Consider the following 17,029-nt stretch of genomic DNA (forward strand, 5'->3'; position numbering starts at 1 on the left):
TCCTTAAGGAGGTCTCGTCAGAAAGTTTCGTCGAGGTCTGAGAGGTCCGGTGCCTCCGGCCGACCAAACGGCGGCTGCGTAGTCGGCCCTTGGTTATCTCCCTGCACCGGCGATTTAAAGCCCATGTGGTCCATGTCATCTAGGTCGTCGAGTGAAAGATCCGCAGGATTCACAAAGGACGGGGCATTCGACGCCGCGTCGGGAATCAGGTACTTGAAGTCAGTGATCTTTCCGTACTGCACCACCGTCACAGAGCGCGAGAGCTGGCTGGTCAGCGCGGTCTGGCTGTCTACCTCGACGATGCGTGTGCGGGAGCCATCGATTTCGGTATATCCTTCAGCACCACCAGCGTTGGTCAGCGCGTTGGAGCTAAAGGCCTGGAGGGCTCCCTTTTCCTGGTTCATGCCGTCGAGGAACTCGGCGGTGCTCTGAACGCGGCTTCCGCCTTCCTCGCGGAAGGTGACGCGGCTGAGGTATTGCTGCAGGCTGCGGGTCATGCGCGGATCCGTGATGACCTTCTGCCATTCCTGCTGCTTGTGATCGCGGTCCTGCATGTAGGGGTGGTCAAGGCTGCGGGACAGGTTATCCAACGCAGTGCTAGAGCCGAGGCCAGCCATTCCCCACATCTCATTGAGGGCCACAGCCGAGTGGCCGGTGCGGTTGCGCTCAAAGGTGTCATTCATATCATCGAGCAGTGACTTAAGCGAACGGTGTGCCCACTCCGTTTGGAAAATATGGGAGCGGATTTCATCCGTCATGCGCACGGCATCGTCACGGTTGAGCACGGCCTGGGCAATGCGGGCATTCTCCGGAAGACCCGACTGCGGCGTCCGCAGGTGATCGCTCGACGTTTCCTTACGCCCAAAGGGCGCGTAAATCGCGCGGCCCAACAGCGCCGACCAGCTCAGGAACTGGTTATAGGCATTGGAGATGCGCGAGATCTCCGCCGAGGCCGTCGCCAGATTCTGCGCGGCGATCTCTTGGTTGCGGTTCAGTAGCTTTCGCCGCTGCTCATCGTCAAAGATCCCGCGCTGAGCCTTGGTAAAGACCGCCCAAGAACACACGAGGAAAAGGAGGACAGCTAGGATGATGCCCACGACGTACCACGGCCAGCCGAACCACTGCAGGTACTCACCCAGCGGCAAGTCCGGGTTGTAGCGACCAGCCACCATGTAGGTCATCAGAGCAAGCACCACGAAGAGGACGATCCACAACGTGCGCAGCTTCCGGATCAGTGGTTTGTTCTCCGCGTTGTAATCACGCGCCTGGAAGCTGTTGGCCAACTCTTCCAGCTCGCGCGCCTTGGCGTAGGCATCGCGGTACTTCTGCTGGGCGTGCCCCAGCTTCTCCCACAAGCCTTGGCCCACCTTCCACGCGAAGGTGGTGCTGTTCTTTGCTCGCCACGAAGCAAACTCGTGCTTCTTGCGGCTGACTGCCTCGTTGCGGGTCTGCTGGCTGGTGTACTCAATATCGGCGGCAAAGCGCTCAGCGCCTACCGGATCGAAAGGCGCGACGGTTGCTTGGGACTCGTGCGTATAGCCCAACGTGCTGGTCATGAGCGGATGGAAGCCCTCGAAAGAAGCACTGACATCCTGCACGGACTGGCCACCGTATTGCACGATGTGCAAGTTGCCCTGGTTATTGCGCAGACCCTTGGTATCGATGCTGTCGCGCCAGGAACCGTCGACAAGCCCCAGTGCGTAGTCGTGGTAGGCCTCCCACGTGCGCGAGAGCTGCGGTTCCTGGCCCAAGGAAAAGTGCTGCTCCCGGGCAACTCGCATGGTGTGCTCACTGGCTTGGCGCAGCTCGTCGACGCTCGTTGCGCCACTGCCCTTGCCGGAGTGCCCGGCCAAGACAACTTCCACGCTAGAGTCTTGGCCATAGAGCATCTTCTGCAGGAAGGTGGCGGCGTTCTTGTTCATCGCACCGCGCTGGCCCTCGACCCAATCCTGCGGCTTGCCTACCACGGTGGACCAGTACAGACGCAGGTTATCCTTCAGCGCCGCCCAGCCGCTGACCTTGTGAGATTGCAGCTCCTCATAAGCGGTCGGAGCGCTCACCAACGGGGAAATCTCCTGGTTGATGAACATCTGGGCGCACTGATCCGTCAGCTGTTCCGGATTGGCGTAGTGCACGGCGCGCGAAATGTTATTGACCTGCGGCTGCGGCAAGCGCTGGCTGGGATCGAAGACGGCCTTCCTGACCTTGTCCTCGATATCACTGGCATCGATGGTGCGATGGAAGGCGCGCACGAGACGGAAACGCTGCCGGTCTCCTGTTTCGATGACTCGGTGAGTTTCTGGATCCAACACCGCAGGCTCGGGCATCCCGCGCCACAAACCAAAGATGCTGGCTACGGCCGGGGCTGCGAACTGGGCAAGCTCGAAACCATCTGCGGTGCGCTTGATCGGGCGAATGCGCGAGGAGGCTGGGGTGCCGCCCTCTTCTGGGGAGAGCACAAGGTTGCTCCATCCCTGCAACGGAGCGATGTCCACGCTCTCGCGTGGTAGGGCTGACAACAACAGGCGCACGCGCAGGTTGGAGGCCTGAATCAGGCGCTGGTCGACGGCACCGACCCACTCCGTGAGCTTGGCGACATCCTGCGGTTGTTCCGCATCCATCGGGTCAATGGTGGCGAGGAGGACGTCCCCCCTGAAGCTGCGGAGGGCATCGTCGAGCGTCGACAAGCGCGCCGTGCCCTCCTCCGTAAAGGAGCGCACAACAGCTCCACTAGTGGGGTGGGCATAATCGATCCAGAGGAAGTCCTGCAGGAGGCCGACCGCACGCAAGTCACAAAGGCGGGAGCGGATGTCATCCGCGGTGGCGCCGTGTCCGAAAATAATTACGTTCGTCATTAGAAGGTGTCATCCAGGTCGTTGAGGTTGAATTCCGGAGCGAGGTCCTGGCCAAAGCCAGAATCGGAGTTGCGCACCTGCGGGGCAGGCTGGGCGACGGGATTCTCCGCCACCGTCTTGGCCTGAGTCAGGTAGTTGCGGATGACCGGGACCATTTCGATGACGTCCAGTGCTAGGTCGCGGTAGTACGGCGTATGCGAGGCGACCTCGCGGGAGCGTACCGCCGCAAAGGGCTTTTCCTTACGTCCCTGTCCCGGCAAGGAGTTGGTGTGGCCCGGCACAAAGTGGTCCGCACCGCGGGCGAACTTATCCAGCTCCTCCACGAAGGTTTCGTAGCGATCCTGGATGGAAGTGCCCACAACGCTGCGGTTCGGGTTCGGGGTTTTGCCGGTGGCCAAGAACTCTGCGAGTCGGTGGACCACTGGGTGCGTGGTGGCACCGGAGTGTGCGATTTTCTGGCCGTCGTCGAAAAGCCCGCGCAGCAGCCGGTATGGATAGAGCGACGAGGCGAACCCATAGCGTCCGGTTTCCTGCACCTTGGCATAGGCGATGAAGATGGACTCCAGGACCGAGGACATCCAGTCGGATTTCTTGATCATGCGGCGCGGCGAGATAAGCAGCGGATCCGGGAAATCAACCCAGCCATTCACGCCACCATCCGTGTCATCAAAAATGTGCGCTGCAGCGTTGGCACTATCCTGGTTCGAGATATAGACGCGGTCAGTAATGCGTCCGATGATCCAGCCCGCCACCATTGCCTGGCGCTCAGTCTGCGTCAGCGGTAGAGCTGCCGGCAGCGGGCGGGTGCGGCGCTCCGACCACCAGGAGCCGTCGAAATTATCTTGCTTCTCGATGTCCTTGGCGATGTAGTTGAACATCGAGGAAAAGACGATTGGCAAGTAATTGGGATAGGAACCGAAGATCTCGATGTGCTGAACATTGTCCAGCGTGTTCAGCGAGCTACGCAAGACATTGGTCGTGCGCTCATCAATCTCCGGTCGACGGAGCACCGCTTCCAGCTCAGCGGTAATACCGGACTCCGCAGAGCCCAGCTCCGCGAAGGGAATATCTGAGAAGGAGTAGGTGTACTGCACGGATTTGCCGTGGATACGCTGAACCATGTCATCGTTAACAGCGGCCAAAGGGCGGGCATAGCTCAGCGCAAGCTGGAATGCCTCGACAAATCGGCGCTGACGCTGCGCGTGCTCGACTTCGTTGATATCCGGGGTGAGCGTGAGGTAGCGGCGCAGGTCCACCGAGTTGAACTTCTGGAATTCATAGTCGCGGCGGTTAATCCACTGGCGTGAACGCTCCAGCAGATCGGACGGGCGAATCTTGGCACGGTAGTGCGCGCGCTGCGATTCGCGGGACTCACCGCTTTGCGGGTGATGCGACAGGTGCTTCGATACCCAACCAGCACGGTTGGAATAGGCATCGTTGGTGCGCTTCTGCGGCGCCAGGGTGTCATTCGGAGCCTGGGCCGCATCGAGCGATTCCCACTCACCGCGGATGACCGCACGTACCGCAAAGGGATAAGCCTGCTCGTAGTTGGTGACATTCGAGGTTGACTGCTGGCCTTGGATGGTGCGCAGCATCTGATCCCGGTAATCCGAGATGAAGCTGTTGACGTCGGTCAGCATGATTTCGTTCTCGGCGCCCTTGAAGCGGGTTTCCACAACCTCATCGAGCTCCGTCGGCCACGAGTTGACTTCGTCAGTGCGGACATCCGCCAGCTTATTGGTCTCCGGGCGCTTCGACACGGCCTTCTCCAGCACCGCGTGGGCGTCCCCCAGCTCGCGCTTGAGATGGAAAAGGTTCTCATCAGCGTAGTCCTGCAAGACATCCTTGAGCAGGTGCGCGATAGCCATGAGCGCGTAGTTGTAGAACTGATTGAAGTACAGGTTCGTCAAAGCGTTAACAGTGGGAGTCGGATCCGTCATCTGCCCCTTACCGGTCAGCGGGCTAAGGATAGGATCCGCGCCTTCTGGCTTCGCCAGCACGCGAGTGTTCTGGTAGTAGCCGGACCACTCATCCAGGCACGGCAGGAGGCCGTCGGAGTTGGTGAGCACGTCCGTGATCTTGGAGAGCATCTCGCGCACATAGGGTACGCCCACCGCGGCGAGCTCAGACTCCACGGTGGCGAGGACGCTATCGCTGAAGAAGTTGGCGTAGCGGTAAACGGTGTCATAGGCGGCCTTGTACAGGTCAGAAGCAATAGCCTGCTCATTGCGGGGATCTGCCATGTTGCCTTCGAACTCTTCGCGCCATTCGTTGACGTTGCGGCCCTGGCCCACCGGAATGTAATTCTGCAGGCGCCTAGCAGCAATATCCGCGGCATGCTGGGCCTCGCCACCGAATACTCTGTTGAGCCAGTTCCACACGCTGCCACTGTCGATCTGGCTGCCCTGCGCCCAGGAACGTTCGAGCGTCATTGCATCAAAGGCATTGGGCAGACGCTCCTCCAGCTTCTTGGCAATCTGCATCTCGCCGGCCGCGGGGTTTTGTGGGTCGAGGTGCCCGTTGAAGAGGCGCTCGAAGGCGCTGCGGGCGAGGCGCTGGGAAGAGTATTCGGCGAAGCGGTCGCGGCCCATCGATACCTGGGCATAGCCCAGCGAACCCCAGGGCAGGCGTCCCCAGGGCGTGCCTTCGGAGTGATCCCAACCGAAGTAGCTACGGTCGGCGTCGCTGGCCGGGGTATTGGTCATCGTATAAGACACAAGGTTGTCGCTTGCCTTGGTGGAGGCCATCAGCCCTGCGAGCGCGCGGCCTAGGCCGCGGTAGATGGACACTGCGGAACCATCGCCGAAGCGGGCGCTGGTGGTGCCCATCTTGGAGCCGATCGGGAAAATGCGACTGAAGGTTTGTCCCTCCGGCGGGGTGCCCATATCGAAGGCCTCAAAGATAGCGCGGTCATGCTCATAGGAATTACCCATCTGCGCGGCAACGACCTCACCGAACATGGCCAGCGAGTTCGGCCACGCACCAGCCATGTCATCCGCCTTGTTATCGGCGAAGATCTCCGGGGTGTACATGAAGATGAGGGTGCCCTGCGGGTTCACGTTCGGGATGGTGGAGAGCACGCGGCAGACGTCGAGGAACATTGAAGCACCTGCGCCACCCGCCATGGAGGAGACCACGAGGACAATGGGGTGGGAATCGCCGGTATCGGAATCCTTCTTGGCCTCCTTGTAGTTGAGGCGGTTGAGCTCCTGGATTGCCTCCTGCGTGAACATCTCATCCACCGCTTCCTTAAGCGACTGGCGGATCTTCTTGAGATTCGGCAGGGTCAGCATGCGGCCGATCGCGCGGTACTGGCCGGCGCCGTCGGCCAGCTTCACGTCATTGGTGGAGGGGTTGCGCGTGGCCCACGTTGCGATCTCACCAAGCTTGCCGGCACGGCCCAGGATGCTGGACACGCCCTCATCGAAGGTGTTGTAGTTCTGGCGCGAACCAATGCCTACGTATTTGCCACCGTTCTGGGTAACATTCGGCAGCTTCTGCGGTCCAGCCTCTTCTTCGAGCGGCACGTCGATGTTGACGAACTGCCAGGCCTTGGGCAGCTCGGTCAAGTCCGGGTCAATGCTTCGCAGCTCGGCCTTGAGCTGGTCCATCATGAACGCCAGTGTCTTGGCGCCGGAGCCACCGCAACCGACGACGAGGAACTTCTTCATCTTTAACTACCTTTCGAAGGGGTTCGCTTCTGTGCTGTTTATGTCTGTTGTGTGCTGCTCTGCCGGCTTAGCCCTGGGAGCCAAAACCCGGGCTTGGGGGCCAGCCACCGTTGGTACCAGGGTTACCAGGATTACCCGGGCGCTGCTGGCCAGGTTGCCCAAAGCCAGAGCCCCCACCAAAGCCAGTACCACCGCCAAATCCGGTGCCACCGCCCACGTTTGGCGTTCCGCCGAAGCCGGGACGTCCCGGCCCGTTCGCACGCCCTGGCTGACCGTGAGGTGACGGGCCGGAAGGCTGGGATGGGCCGAAACCGCCAGGTTGCGGCGCCTGTTGCTGCCCGCCAGGGCGGGGAGCACCCTGCTGCGGTCCACGTTGCGGCGGCGGACCGCTCGGTGGCTGCGAGCCAGGCTGGTTCTGCTGGAACGGCTGCCCCGGTTGGCCGGACTGCGGCGGTGTCTGTACGTTGTCAGCCTTTTCGGGCTTCTCGGCAGGGAATTCGACCTGGTCAAAGAGCTGCAGAGCCTGGCGGCTGATCTCCTTCGACATCTCGTCATACGCGCTGGCCTGGGCCAGCGTATCGATGGTCATGACAATCTCACCGGAATCGCGGTCCTTCTCGTTGCCCACGAAGAACCACGTGTTCTGCACCGCAAGCGGCAGAACTGCCCGGCAGCCGGACTTCTTGCCCTTGCCGGAAATGGTGCCATCGCGCTGGACCTCCACGTGGGCGGCGGTAAACGGGCTCAGCCCCATCTTTACCTTGACATCGTTGCTGCCCAAGCGAGCAGAGCGTCCGGTGGTCTCTACCGGAACAGCGCCCTGGAACTCCTCCTTGGACACCGCGAACGGGCGGCCATTGTCGGTGCGCACGAGGTTGGCGCCCTCGCGGCGTACCGGGATGGTCTTCGCAAACATTCGGGGCTTTTCCGGAATGCGGCCGCTAACCCACTTCATGAGGTACAAGATGGCCAGCGGAATCAGCAGTGCAAGCAACACCGCGAGGACAAAGGAGAGGCCGAAAGCGGACTTGCTCAGTGGCGCAGTCATGGAACCCTGCAGCGTCAGCGGCAGCTCCATTTGCTGGTTATCCTCGGCAGACTGCAGGTTGATCACCGGATCCACGCGCAGCGGGCCGTCCGCCATCTCTTCAACGCTCAACGTCACCGGGATGGTCGCCTTTTCGTCCCTGGAGAGCTCCAGCGCGGAATCCTCCGAGTTGTGCTTGGAGCTCACCGCAACGGCAGGAACTCCCGAGGGCAGCATCCCGTCAGCGGAATCCACGGTCTGGTCTGCTACCCACACCTTGCCGGGGCCGGTCACCGGGACGTCGACAGTAACTTCTTTCTCCGTCATGGTGATCGTCTGCGCCGAGCCCACCGTCGGCATATTGACCGGGGTAACCGTCAGCGGCGTTTCCGCGTTGATGGGGTCCAGCTTCGAACCCGGGCGCTCACCTGTGTCCTTAGTGGTGATTTCCACGCGGGTCACGAGCTGACCGGATGCTGCGTTTTCCACCTTCTCCAGCGGAATGTCTACTGGTTGCCCATCGGTGATGGGGGCATTGTCCACGAGGGTAACCGGGGAACCATCCTCCGGCACGAACTCCGCATGGAGGGTTCCCTGGCCCTCCAGCGCACGGGGCTCGCCGTGGCCATCAACCAACTGTCCCTTCAAAACCTGGTCAGAGTTGATGCCGCCTTCTACCTTGGCGCCATCTTCCGTCTTGAGGTCCAGGTTAAGGCCCGGCACCATGACAACGGATGCGAGGTACTCGCCTTCGGTCCCCTCAGCCACCTTGTAGCCAAAAGTCCACGCTCCTGCCCAGGAATCGCCGTCCTTTTCCATCGCGATATCGACCATGCCCGGCAGCTTGTTGTTCTCCGTCACGGAGACCTTCGCACCGGCAACCTTCGTGGTATCCGGCTTGAGTTCCACGGTTTCGCCATCGGGGCCAGTCAGAGTTGGGATGAGATCGTCCTCACCCACCGAGTTCTTCGGTACCGCCGACAAACGCACAGGGGATACGGAGTCATCGAGGACGAAATCAAACTGGTCTTTGAAGTTGCCGTCCTTGGTCACGCCACCCGAGGTGGGGATGAGGTTACGGAAGGCCGCGAACAGCGCTGCCGGGTCCTCACCCGCGTCGAAGAATGCACCGTTCGGGGCACCCTGGCCGCAGTCTTCACCCTCCGCCATGCGGGTGAGCTGGCGGACCTGGTCCTGGGCTTCCGCCGCCGGAACGAGTCCCACGTTAAAGAGGCGGATATTGGAGTTACGGAACGCAGTAACAGAGGAATTGACCTCACACAGCTTGTCCTGTGCACCTTGAAGGTCATTGGCTTCGGCGTCGGTGTAGTACTTGCCATCGGTAAAGAACACGATGCCGCGGCAGCTACTTCCTTGGTGAGACGCCAGTTCCTTCAACGCGCCTTTATAAGCCGCGCCGTAGTTGGTTTCGAGGTCCGCTACGCGGTCCTCCTTGCGGAACTTATCCAATTCCTCCTGCAGAGCATCACCGTTTCCGGAGACATTGGTCCACCCGCCGTACTCGGCCGGATCGCTGTAATAGTCAGAACCAAAGCCGGCGAGTTTCACGTTGATGTCTGCGCCGTTATCTTCCCCGAGGTTTGCCAGCTGCTTCACGATGTCCCCCGTGGCATCGACGCGGAAGGCATCGGCGTCCGTCGGCTGAGAGCCTTCATAGCCCACCAACGACGCCGATTGGTCAAGAACAAAGAGCAGGTCCGCAGACTTCTCGCTGGCAATACAGGAGCCAAAATCGGACAGGTTCTTCTGCGAAACCTCAGAGAGCGCAGACTCGGAACCGATTCCCTCAGGGCGTTCTTCCGGCTGAGCTTCTGGGGCTTCAGGGGCCGCAGGGGCTTCCGGAGGCGACGGAGCATCCTGAGCTACCGCGCCTAAGCTGCCACCGAATCCAGCGATAGTCACCGCCGCGGATAGGGCAAGTGCACGAGTGAGTTTCTTCATTAGGCGCCAACCGCCTTTCCTACGTAGAAGGCGATTTCCACCGCAGCAACAATGACAAGGACAAAGCTTCCACCCATAATGACGCGGTAGAGCAAGGTTTGCGTCGTATCCTCAATATAAAAGGTCTCAGCCTGGCGCTGCGTGTTCTTCAGCGTGTACAAGCCCAAGAGGATGAAGGACACGATTCCAGCCAAGAGCCATCCCCCGATTGCCAGGCCGAAGAAAAGGCCTTCCGTCGGAGCGGCGAGCAGCGGCGCAAGAATCAACAGGATCAGCGCGATGACCGCGGATACGCCAGCGGCAATGAGCAGCGGCCACGGCCCCTTCGTTGGGCTCGTCGGTGTTGCCACCTGACGGCGGTAATCCGGCGCGGGCGAGGAATCACCGAAACCATCCGGCGAGCCCGGCGCGCCAAAGGAGCCGCCCGCGCCCGAACCGGAGTTAAAACCCGGAGAGGGCTTCTGCGCAGGATTCTGGGAAGGATTCGGGGCGCCAAAACCGCCGAAGCCCCCAGCCCCAGTGGGCGAGCCAAACCCGGAGCCAGAACTAGGTGCGGATCCTGCCCCTGGCCGGTTAGCACCTTGGGGCGGGCGCCCGCCAAACTGTGGTGAGGAGCCTGGGGAACCAAACGTCATATCGATGACCTTCCCTTGTACGAAGTTGGGCCACCGGCAAACCTGGTGCCTCCCCCATCTAGCGACGCAGAAGGTAGAAGATCAGCCGGAAAGCTCTAAGGACTAGAAACCAAGGTAGTCGCACCCCCTGACACGACATGCCTGTCACGAGCCTCGGACTTCGAACGCCCCGAATCTCTTCGAGCACGCACCGCGGCACAATAGACAGGAAACGTTCAGGGAACACGAAAACACTGCAAGCAAAAGAATGCCATACTACGTGCATTTTTTCTGCCCAGTTTGCAGATTTTGATGGGCGAAGCGCTGGAACCACGGCAATGAAACAACCTGTTCCGCTGCCTTTTCCCAAGGAACCGCCGGGCAAGGGAGTGCTCCCCGCGTGAACCGAATTAAACTCCCTATTTCTAGTTCCCCTAGTTTCGTGGAAAAATGCTGTGCCATGACAACTCAATCGGCAACCGCAACCACCACAAACGGTGGCGAGAGCATCCGATTCATCCCGGTACATTCCACTTTGTACCCGTGGCTGGTCTCGGTGTTCGTCGTTACCTTCCTCATCTCGAACATCAACGCCACGAAGGGCGTCCAACTCGGCCCACTCATCACCGATGGTGCCTTCTTCCTCTTCCCCCTCGCCTACATCGTGGGCGATGTCCTCTCCGAGTGCTACGGCTTCAAGTCCACTCGCCGCGCCGTCTACATCGGTTTTGCCATGGCGCTTTTGGCCGCAGTCTCCTTCTACATTGCGATCTGGCTGCCCGCCGCGGACTTCTACGAAGGCCAAGAAGCTTTCGAAGCAACTCTCGGCCTCGTGCCGCAGATTCTCGCCGCCTCCCTAGCCGGATACCTCGTGGGCCAGCTGCTCAATTCCTTCACCTTGGTGAAGATGAAGGCCCGCACCGGCGAAAAGGGTCTCATTGGCCGCCTTGTTGCTTCCACCGTCGTCGGCGAATTCGGCGATACTCTGCTGTTCTGCGCCATCGCAGCACCCGTCATCGGCATCGATTCCTTCAGTGGCTTCCTGAACTACGTCATCGTGGGCTTCCTCTGGAAGACCGCCTGCGAGGTCATCATGCTTCCGCTGACCACGCTGGTTATCTCCTGGGTTAAGCGCCGCGAGGATTACGCACCTATCGCCGAGGCCGAAACCTCTACGGCAGCGCCGTCTAAGTAGCAGCAACCCGTCCCGAATTCCCCCTTGGCACGCACTGTGCTGAGGGGGTCTATTTCTCTCTTCCCTTCACCCAACTTGCGTAATACGATGCATTCACAAGAGCAAAGGAGAATAAATGGCTGCATGTGAAGGCCGTCCGAAATCTGCTTCAGCCCGTGCAGCACTTTTGGAACGGGTCGAAGACTACTACGACCTTCAGGAACTGCGCACAGCAATGGCAGAGGATTCTGACGAGCGGTTTAGCCTCGATGAGGTCTTAAAGGACATCGACGATGCATAAGCATCTACGAACTTCCCTCCTCCCCATCCTTGGCCTGGCCACAGCCTTCAATCTTGTGGCGTGCTCGGGTACAGAGGAAGTCACCACGTCGTCCGCAACGACGAGCCACGCGGCACCGGAAACGACGACGGTGAGCAGTGAGGCGTCGCCAAGCGCAGCGCCCAGCACCACCCCTACCCCGCCGCCGCTCAACCAAGGCCCGTCACCCGCACTGACCGGTACGTTTGAGATGGAAGGCCCGGCCACCATCACGGGCGCGACCTATGACTCGATGCCCTTCGTCCTGCCCCTCAACCCCGCTGGGCCACAGGAGACCATGGTGCGCTGGGTACAAGACTGGGGTGAGTCACCCGCCACGGCAGAACAGGGCACCACCTACGTCTTGGGCCATGCCTGGGGCCAGCAGAAACTGGTGTTCAACCCCTTCTCCGAGGTGGTCACCGCCAACGTCGATCTGAGCAACCCCACCACCGTGGAGGGCCTCGACGGGGCGCAGGTACAGCGCTTTGCGACGCCCGTCCTCAACGGCTCCCACATCCGCATGACCTCTGAGGGTGGTGCGGGCCGCGAGTGGATTGTCGATAACGCTTTCCTGGTGGGCAAGGAACAGCTAGGAAGCGACGCGGACCTGATGAATACCGAGGTTCCCGGGCGCATCGTACTCATCGCCTGTGCGGTCGACGGTGCAACAGACTTAGAGTACAACGTCATCGTCACCGGTCACTTGGCGTAATAGCGCCCCAGGAATTCATCGCGGTAGGCCTCGTAATAGCCGCCGTCGATCGACGCCCGGATGTTATCCACCAAGCGGATCATGAACTCCAGGTTATGGATGGTGCACAGCGTGCCCGCTAGGAATTCCTTGGCCTTGAGCAGGTGGTGGATGTAGGCACGGGAATAGTTCTCCGAGACGTAACCGCCGAATTCCTCGTCCACGCCAGCAAAGTCGCGCTTGAAACGCGCATTAGTGAGGTTGAGGCGTCCATCGAGGGTGTAGACGCCACCGCGGCGCGCCAGGCGGGTCGGCGCCACGCAGTCGAAGGTATCCGCACCCGCCTCCACCGCGGTGAACAAGTCATCCGGCTCGGAAATGCCCAGCAGGTGCCGGGGCTTATCGACGGGCAGCTCATCGCACACCCAGCCCACAATCGTTCCCAGATTCTCCTTCTCCAACGCGCCACCGATGCCGAAGCCACCGAAGCCGCGACGGCCATTCGCCTCGGCGCGATCGGAAAGCTCCACCAGCCCGCGCGCGGCCTGGCGCCGCAGGTCCTCGTATTGCGCGCCCTGCACCACGCCCCACAGGGACTGGCGCGGCTTCTGCGGACCGCGAGCAAGCGTCAAGCGGTCGTGCTCATCCAGGCAGCGCTGCGCCCAGCGGCGCGTGCGCTCCACGGATTCCTCCTGGTACGTGCGGGTATCCACCAGGGTGGTGAGCTCATCGAAGGCAAACATGATGTCCGCGCCCAGGCCATGCTGAATCTGCATGGAGACCTCCGGGGTAAAGCGGTGGGAGGAGCCGTCGATGACGGACTTAAAGTCCACACCGTCCTCATCCACTTGTGCCATGCGTTCCTTCTTCGCCGCACGGATATCAGAATCCGTCAGCTCCGCCACGTCCATGGCCAGGACCTTCTTGAACCCCACGCCCAGGGACATGACCTGGAATCCGCCCGAGTCGGTATAGGTCGGCCCGTGCCAGTTCTCGAAGGTAGCCACGCCACCGGCCTCATCCACGATGTCGTGGCCCGGCTGCAGGTAAAGGTGATAGGCGTTGGACAGGATGGCTTGGGCGCCGGTGGCCCGGATCTGTTCCGGGGTCAGCGTTTTCACCGTGGCCTTGGTGGCCACCGGGATGAAGGCCGGGGTTTGGATATCACCGTGCGGGGTATGGATAACGCCGGTGCGGCCGTGCTTTCCCGGTTGTGCTGGACCGCTCAAGTCCAGCTCCTTCTTCACGTCGAAGGAAAGATCGGTCTCAAGCTGCGGCTTAGGGTGAGTCATAGGGAACTATTCTACGGGCTGCGCTGCCTTATCCTCTGCTTCACGGGATGCTGCCGCGTGTTTGCGCTCCCATTCTTCCTCGAGTGCGGTGCCCTCGATGTCCAGCTGCGGGATCAGCTTGTCCAGCCACTTCGGCATCCACCAGGTGGTGTGACCCATGAGGAACATCGTGGCGGGGACAAGCGACATGCGGACTAAGAAGGCATCGAAAAGCACGCCCGCCGCCAGCGCGAAGCCGAAAATCTGGATGAAGGGCAGGGGCTGGCTGATAAACGCCACGAAGACGGAAATCATGATGATGGCCGCGGCGGTGACCACGCGGGCACCGGCGGTAAAGCCGGCGATGGTGGCCTCGTCGTTGGCGTTGTACTTGCTGTACTGCCCGCCGCTGCCCTGCGGGAAGCGGGAGAAATGCTCGCGCATGCGGGTGACCAGGAAGACCTGATAGTCCATGGCCAGGCCGAAGGTCACGCCGATGAGGAAGATGGGCATGAAGGAAATCAGCGGGCCCGGCGCGGGCACCAGGCCGGTGAGGCCGTCCTGCCACACAAGCACGGTCAGGCCGAAAGCGCCGCCGACGGAAAGCAGGAAGCCCAGGCCCGCGACCAACGGGACCAAGATGGAGCGGAACACCGCCAAGAGCAAGATAATGGCCAGGCCCACCACGATGGCGAGGTATGGCCCCATGGCCCCTTCAAGGCGCTCGGTGATATCGAGCTGCACCGCGGTCAGGCCCGTCATGCCGATCTCGGTGCCGGTGGCATCCTCCAGCTCTGCGCTAGCCGTGCGCAAGGCGGAGGCGGTGCCAATCGTGGCCTCATCCGTCGGCGCTGTGGTGGGGCTGACCATGATCTGCGCGGACTTCATGTCTTTGCTCACGCCCACCAGCTGGGCGTGCTTAACGCCGCCCACCTGGTTGAGGCGCTGTACGGAATAGATGAAGGAGGAAAGCGCGGCCTTCTTCTGCTCATCTTCTTCGCCTTCTTGGCCCTGGATATAGGGCTGTAGCGCCGCGGATTCCGGGTTGGCATTGGCGCCATCCACGATCACCAGGAAGGGGCCGTTGATGCCGGGACCAAAGCCTTCGGAGAGCAGGTCCGCCGCCTTGCGCTGGGTGGTATCCGGGTTGGAGGTGGTATCCGCTGGCAGGGCCAGCTCCATGTGCAGGACCGGGGCGGTCAAAGCTCCGAGGCCGAGCACCACCAAGGCCATGACGATGCCAGGGGCGCGCTGCACCGTGCGCACCCAACGGTTGCCCATCGTTGCTTTCGTGCGGCGCGGGCGGCGCTTCGTGGGGTTGCCGGCCACGCCGGGGATGCGCCCGGCGAAGGCCTTATCACCGAGCAGGCCCAGCATCGCGGGCACCAAGGTCAGCGCGACGAGCACTGCCATGAAGACCGTGCCCGCAGCGGCCAGGCCCATGGCGGTGAGGAAGCTAATGCGCGCCACGAGCAGCGCGAAGAGCGCGATGAAGACCGTCGCGCCGGCAAAGACCACCGAGGAACCCGCCGTGCCAACGGCCATGCCGGCGGCATCCGGCCCGTCCATGCGGGAGCGCTCCTGCCGGTAGCGCGACATGATGAACAGCGCATAGTCGATGCCCACGGCCAGACCAATCATGACGGCCAGCACCGGGGTGAGGTTGTTGAGCTCAATCCAGTGGGTAGCGATCATGACACCCATCGCACCCAGGCCCACGCCCACGACCGCAGAGATAAGTGGCATGCCCGCGGAGGCCAGCGAACCAAAAGTAATAATGAGAACGATAAACGCCACGGCCAGGCCGATGACCTCAGAAATCGAATTGACCTGGATCTCATCACCGAAGCCCGCGCCGCCGGCCTCTACTTCCAGCCCCGCCGCGCGGCCGATATCCATGGCCTCATGGACCACGTCTTTATCCGCGGGGTCCACCGAATAGGGGCTTTCCGCATCAAAGTCGAAGGTGGTGTAGGCAATCGTCTCATCGGCATTGACCATGGCCAGGTTGTCGGCATCCGCCCGCGCGGTCTCCTCCGGCAAACCCATGGAGGTGAACTGCTCGATGACCTGCTGCTGAAGTGCTGGCGATACCTCAAGCGGGTTACCCCAGCGCTGCTGGCTGCCCTCCGGGATGTCCAAGCCCTCAGCAATGTGGTGCACCACATCCTCGACAGCTTCTTTATTCTGCGGATCGCTGAGCTTCTGCCCTTCCGGGGCCTTGAAGACGAGGTTGACCGACGGCGCATTGGCCGGGTTACCGTTCTCCGGGAAGAGCTCCACCGCGCGGCGGGTGGCATCAATAGCGGGCGTGCCGCTGATGGAGTACTCCGTGGTCATCGGCTTCATCAAGCTCAAGGTCGCTCCGCCTGCAGCCGCCACGATGAAGATCCAGGCGATGATGACCTTCCATCGGTTGATGTAAGACCAGCGGCCTAGGTGGTAAAGCAGCTTTGCCACGGAAATTCCCCTTCACATGCGCGATTATTGCTCGCGGAAGCTTTGGTGGTGGACACGAATGTGCACCAGTTTAACCAGTTGGGCTGTGAAGCCCTAACGACATCACGCGCCCCAGCAAAGCACCACCACGTGGCCGAGAGTTAAGCAATCTCCGCTACGCCTGAGCCATATCTGCAGTACGCGGCGAACGCGCCACGGGCAAGGACGACGCAACAGCTGCAACCACCAACGCAGCTGCCAAGGCAACCGCCGCAACACCAGGATGAGAAGAAAGTGCCGCGAAAAGAATCATTCCAAGCGGGGTACCGGCGGTAAAGACCAGCTGATCCTTTGTTGCGAACTGATGCACCAGATCATCATCTCCCAAAGACTGCCCGAGAGAATCCCACGCAATGCCTGCCGCAGTCATCAACAAGGACGCGGCAGCACCAACTGCGGCGATGAGCACGAAGACAGAGGAGAATGCCAAAGCCAGGATCTGCCCGGCCAGAAGAATCAGCATCAGAATTTGCAAGGTGCTAAAACGCACCCGATCTAATGCCTTCAGAATTGTTGCGGCTGAGCCAAGCAGCGAACCGACCGCAAGCGCAGCTGCCATAAACCCCCACGACTTTTCGTCGAAAGTATTCATAATCCATGTAGGGCCAGCACTTCCCAGGAAGCCGTTGACTACTGCCGCGACCAGCCAAGTGCCGAGTCCTACCCGGACCCAGCTCGGGAGCGTTGGGGACGCAGGAGTTTTCTTCGAAGTCGATGAACCTGTGCTGTCCGTTTCTAGTTCAGCCGCTGCACTACTAGAGCTTTCTCCTGCTGGTTCGCTACGTACTGAGAGAAACGGAAGAACAAAGAGCATGGCCACGAGGAAAGTGGCGCCGTCGATAAGCAATACCGTGTTAAATCCCAAGGTGAGCACTGCCGCTGTACCGATGAGGGGGCCGGCGATAAACAGGCCCTTCCGGTTTTAGAGTGCGTTGATTTTGTC

The 17,029-nt window shown here is 61.1% G+C and carries 10 protein-coding genes; 3 read left to right on the forward strand and 7 right to left on the reverse strand.

The features are described 5' to 3' along the window. Positions 1 to 17 precede the first annotated feature (17 nt). The 4 genes from HMPREF2698_RS04500 to HMPREF2698_RS13600 form a co-directional block, all read right to left on the reverse strand. Positions 18 to 2,855 carry an AAA family ATPase gene (locus tag HMPREF2698_RS04500; protein ID WP_070562464.1) on the reverse strand — a complete coding sequence of 946 codons (2,838 nt, stop codon included), beginning with the start codon at positions 2,853 to 2,855 and terminating at the stop codon, positions 18 to 20. Next, entirely contained in the window at positions 2,855 to 6,526 is a 3,672-nt protein-coding gene (locus tag HMPREF2698_RS04505) for a tubulin-like doman-containing protein (protein WP_070562466.1), read from the reverse strand. The genes HMPREF2698_RS04500 and HMPREF2698_RS04505 overlap by 1 nt, the downstream gene beginning before the upstream one ends. Positions 6,527 to 6,593: 67 nt before the next feature. Further along, complete coding sequence (locus HMPREF2698_RS04510; protein ID WP_070562469.1) at positions 6,594 to 9,515, reverse strand: VWA domain-containing protein; 2,922 nt, start codon at positions 9,513 to 9,515, stop codon at positions 6,594 to 6,596. After that, positions 9,515 to 10,150 carry a hypothetical protein gene (locus HMPREF2698_RS13600; protein ID WP_227486021.1) on the reverse strand — a complete coding sequence of 212 codons (636 nt, stop codon included), beginning with the start codon at positions 10,148 to 10,150 and terminating at the stop codon, positions 9,515 to 9,517. The genes HMPREF2698_RS04510 and HMPREF2698_RS13600 overlap by 1 nt, the downstream gene beginning before the upstream one ends. Before the next feature lie 439 nt (positions 10,151 to 10,589). On the opposite strand from HMPREF2698_RS13600, the gene HMPREF2698_RS04520 reads away from it, so the two are divergent. The 3 genes from HMPREF2698_RS04520 (at position 10,590) to HMPREF2698_RS04525 (ending at position 12,337) form a co-directional block, all read left to right on the forward strand. After that, positions 10,590 to 11,324, forward strand: coding sequence for a queuosine precursor transporter (locus tag HMPREF2698_RS04520; protein ID WP_070562472.1), 735 nt, complete (start codon positions 10,590 to 10,592; stop codon positions 11,322 to 11,324). Positions 11,325 to 11,439: 115 nt separating this feature from the next. Beyond that, on the forward strand, positions 11,440 to 11,604 hold the full coding sequence (locus tag HMPREF2698_RS13425; protein ID WP_154737197.1) for a DUF6290 family protein: 165 nt from the start codon (positions 11,440 to 11,442) through the stop codon (positions 11,602 to 11,604). Beyond that, positions 11,597 to 12,337 (forward strand): sortase family protein, encoded by a 741-nt coding sequence (locus HMPREF2698_RS04525; protein WP_070562475.1) that lies wholly within the window; start codon positions 11,597 to 11,599, stop codon positions 12,335 to 12,337. The genes HMPREF2698_RS13425 and HMPREF2698_RS04525 overlap by 8 nt, the downstream gene beginning before the upstream one ends. Here HMPREF2698_RS04525 and tgt read toward each other — a convergent pair. The 3 genes from tgt to HMPREF2698_RS04540 form a co-directional block, all read right to left on the reverse strand. Next, entirely contained in the window at positions 12,325 to 13,608 is a 1,284-nt protein-coding gene (gene tgt / locus HMPREF2698_RS04530; protein ID WP_070533844.1) for a tRNA guanosine(34) transglycosylase Tgt, read from the reverse strand. The genes HMPREF2698_RS04525 and tgt overlap by 13 nt on opposite strands. A gap of 6 nt (positions 13,609 to 13,614) precedes the next feature. Beyond that, positions 13,615 to 16,047, reverse strand: a complete 2,433-nt coding sequence (locus HMPREF2698_RS04535; protein WP_070562478.1) for an MMPL family transporter — start codon at positions 16,045 to 16,047, stop codon at positions 13,615 to 13,617. Between the two features lie 154 nt (positions 16,048 to 16,201). Then, complete coding sequence (locus tag HMPREF2698_RS04540; protein ID WP_070562480.1) at positions 16,202 to 16,678, reverse strand: MFS transporter; 477 nt, start codon at positions 16,676 to 16,678, stop codon at positions 16,202 to 16,204. Between the last annotated feature and the right edge of the window lie 351 nt (positions 16,679 to 17,029).

Origin of the sequence: Corynebacterium sp. HMSC072A02 (assembly GCF_001810085.1) — a bacterium.
GTDB lineage: Bacteria > Actinomycetota > Actinomycetes > Mycobacteriales > Mycobacteriaceae > Corynebacterium > Corynebacterium hesseae.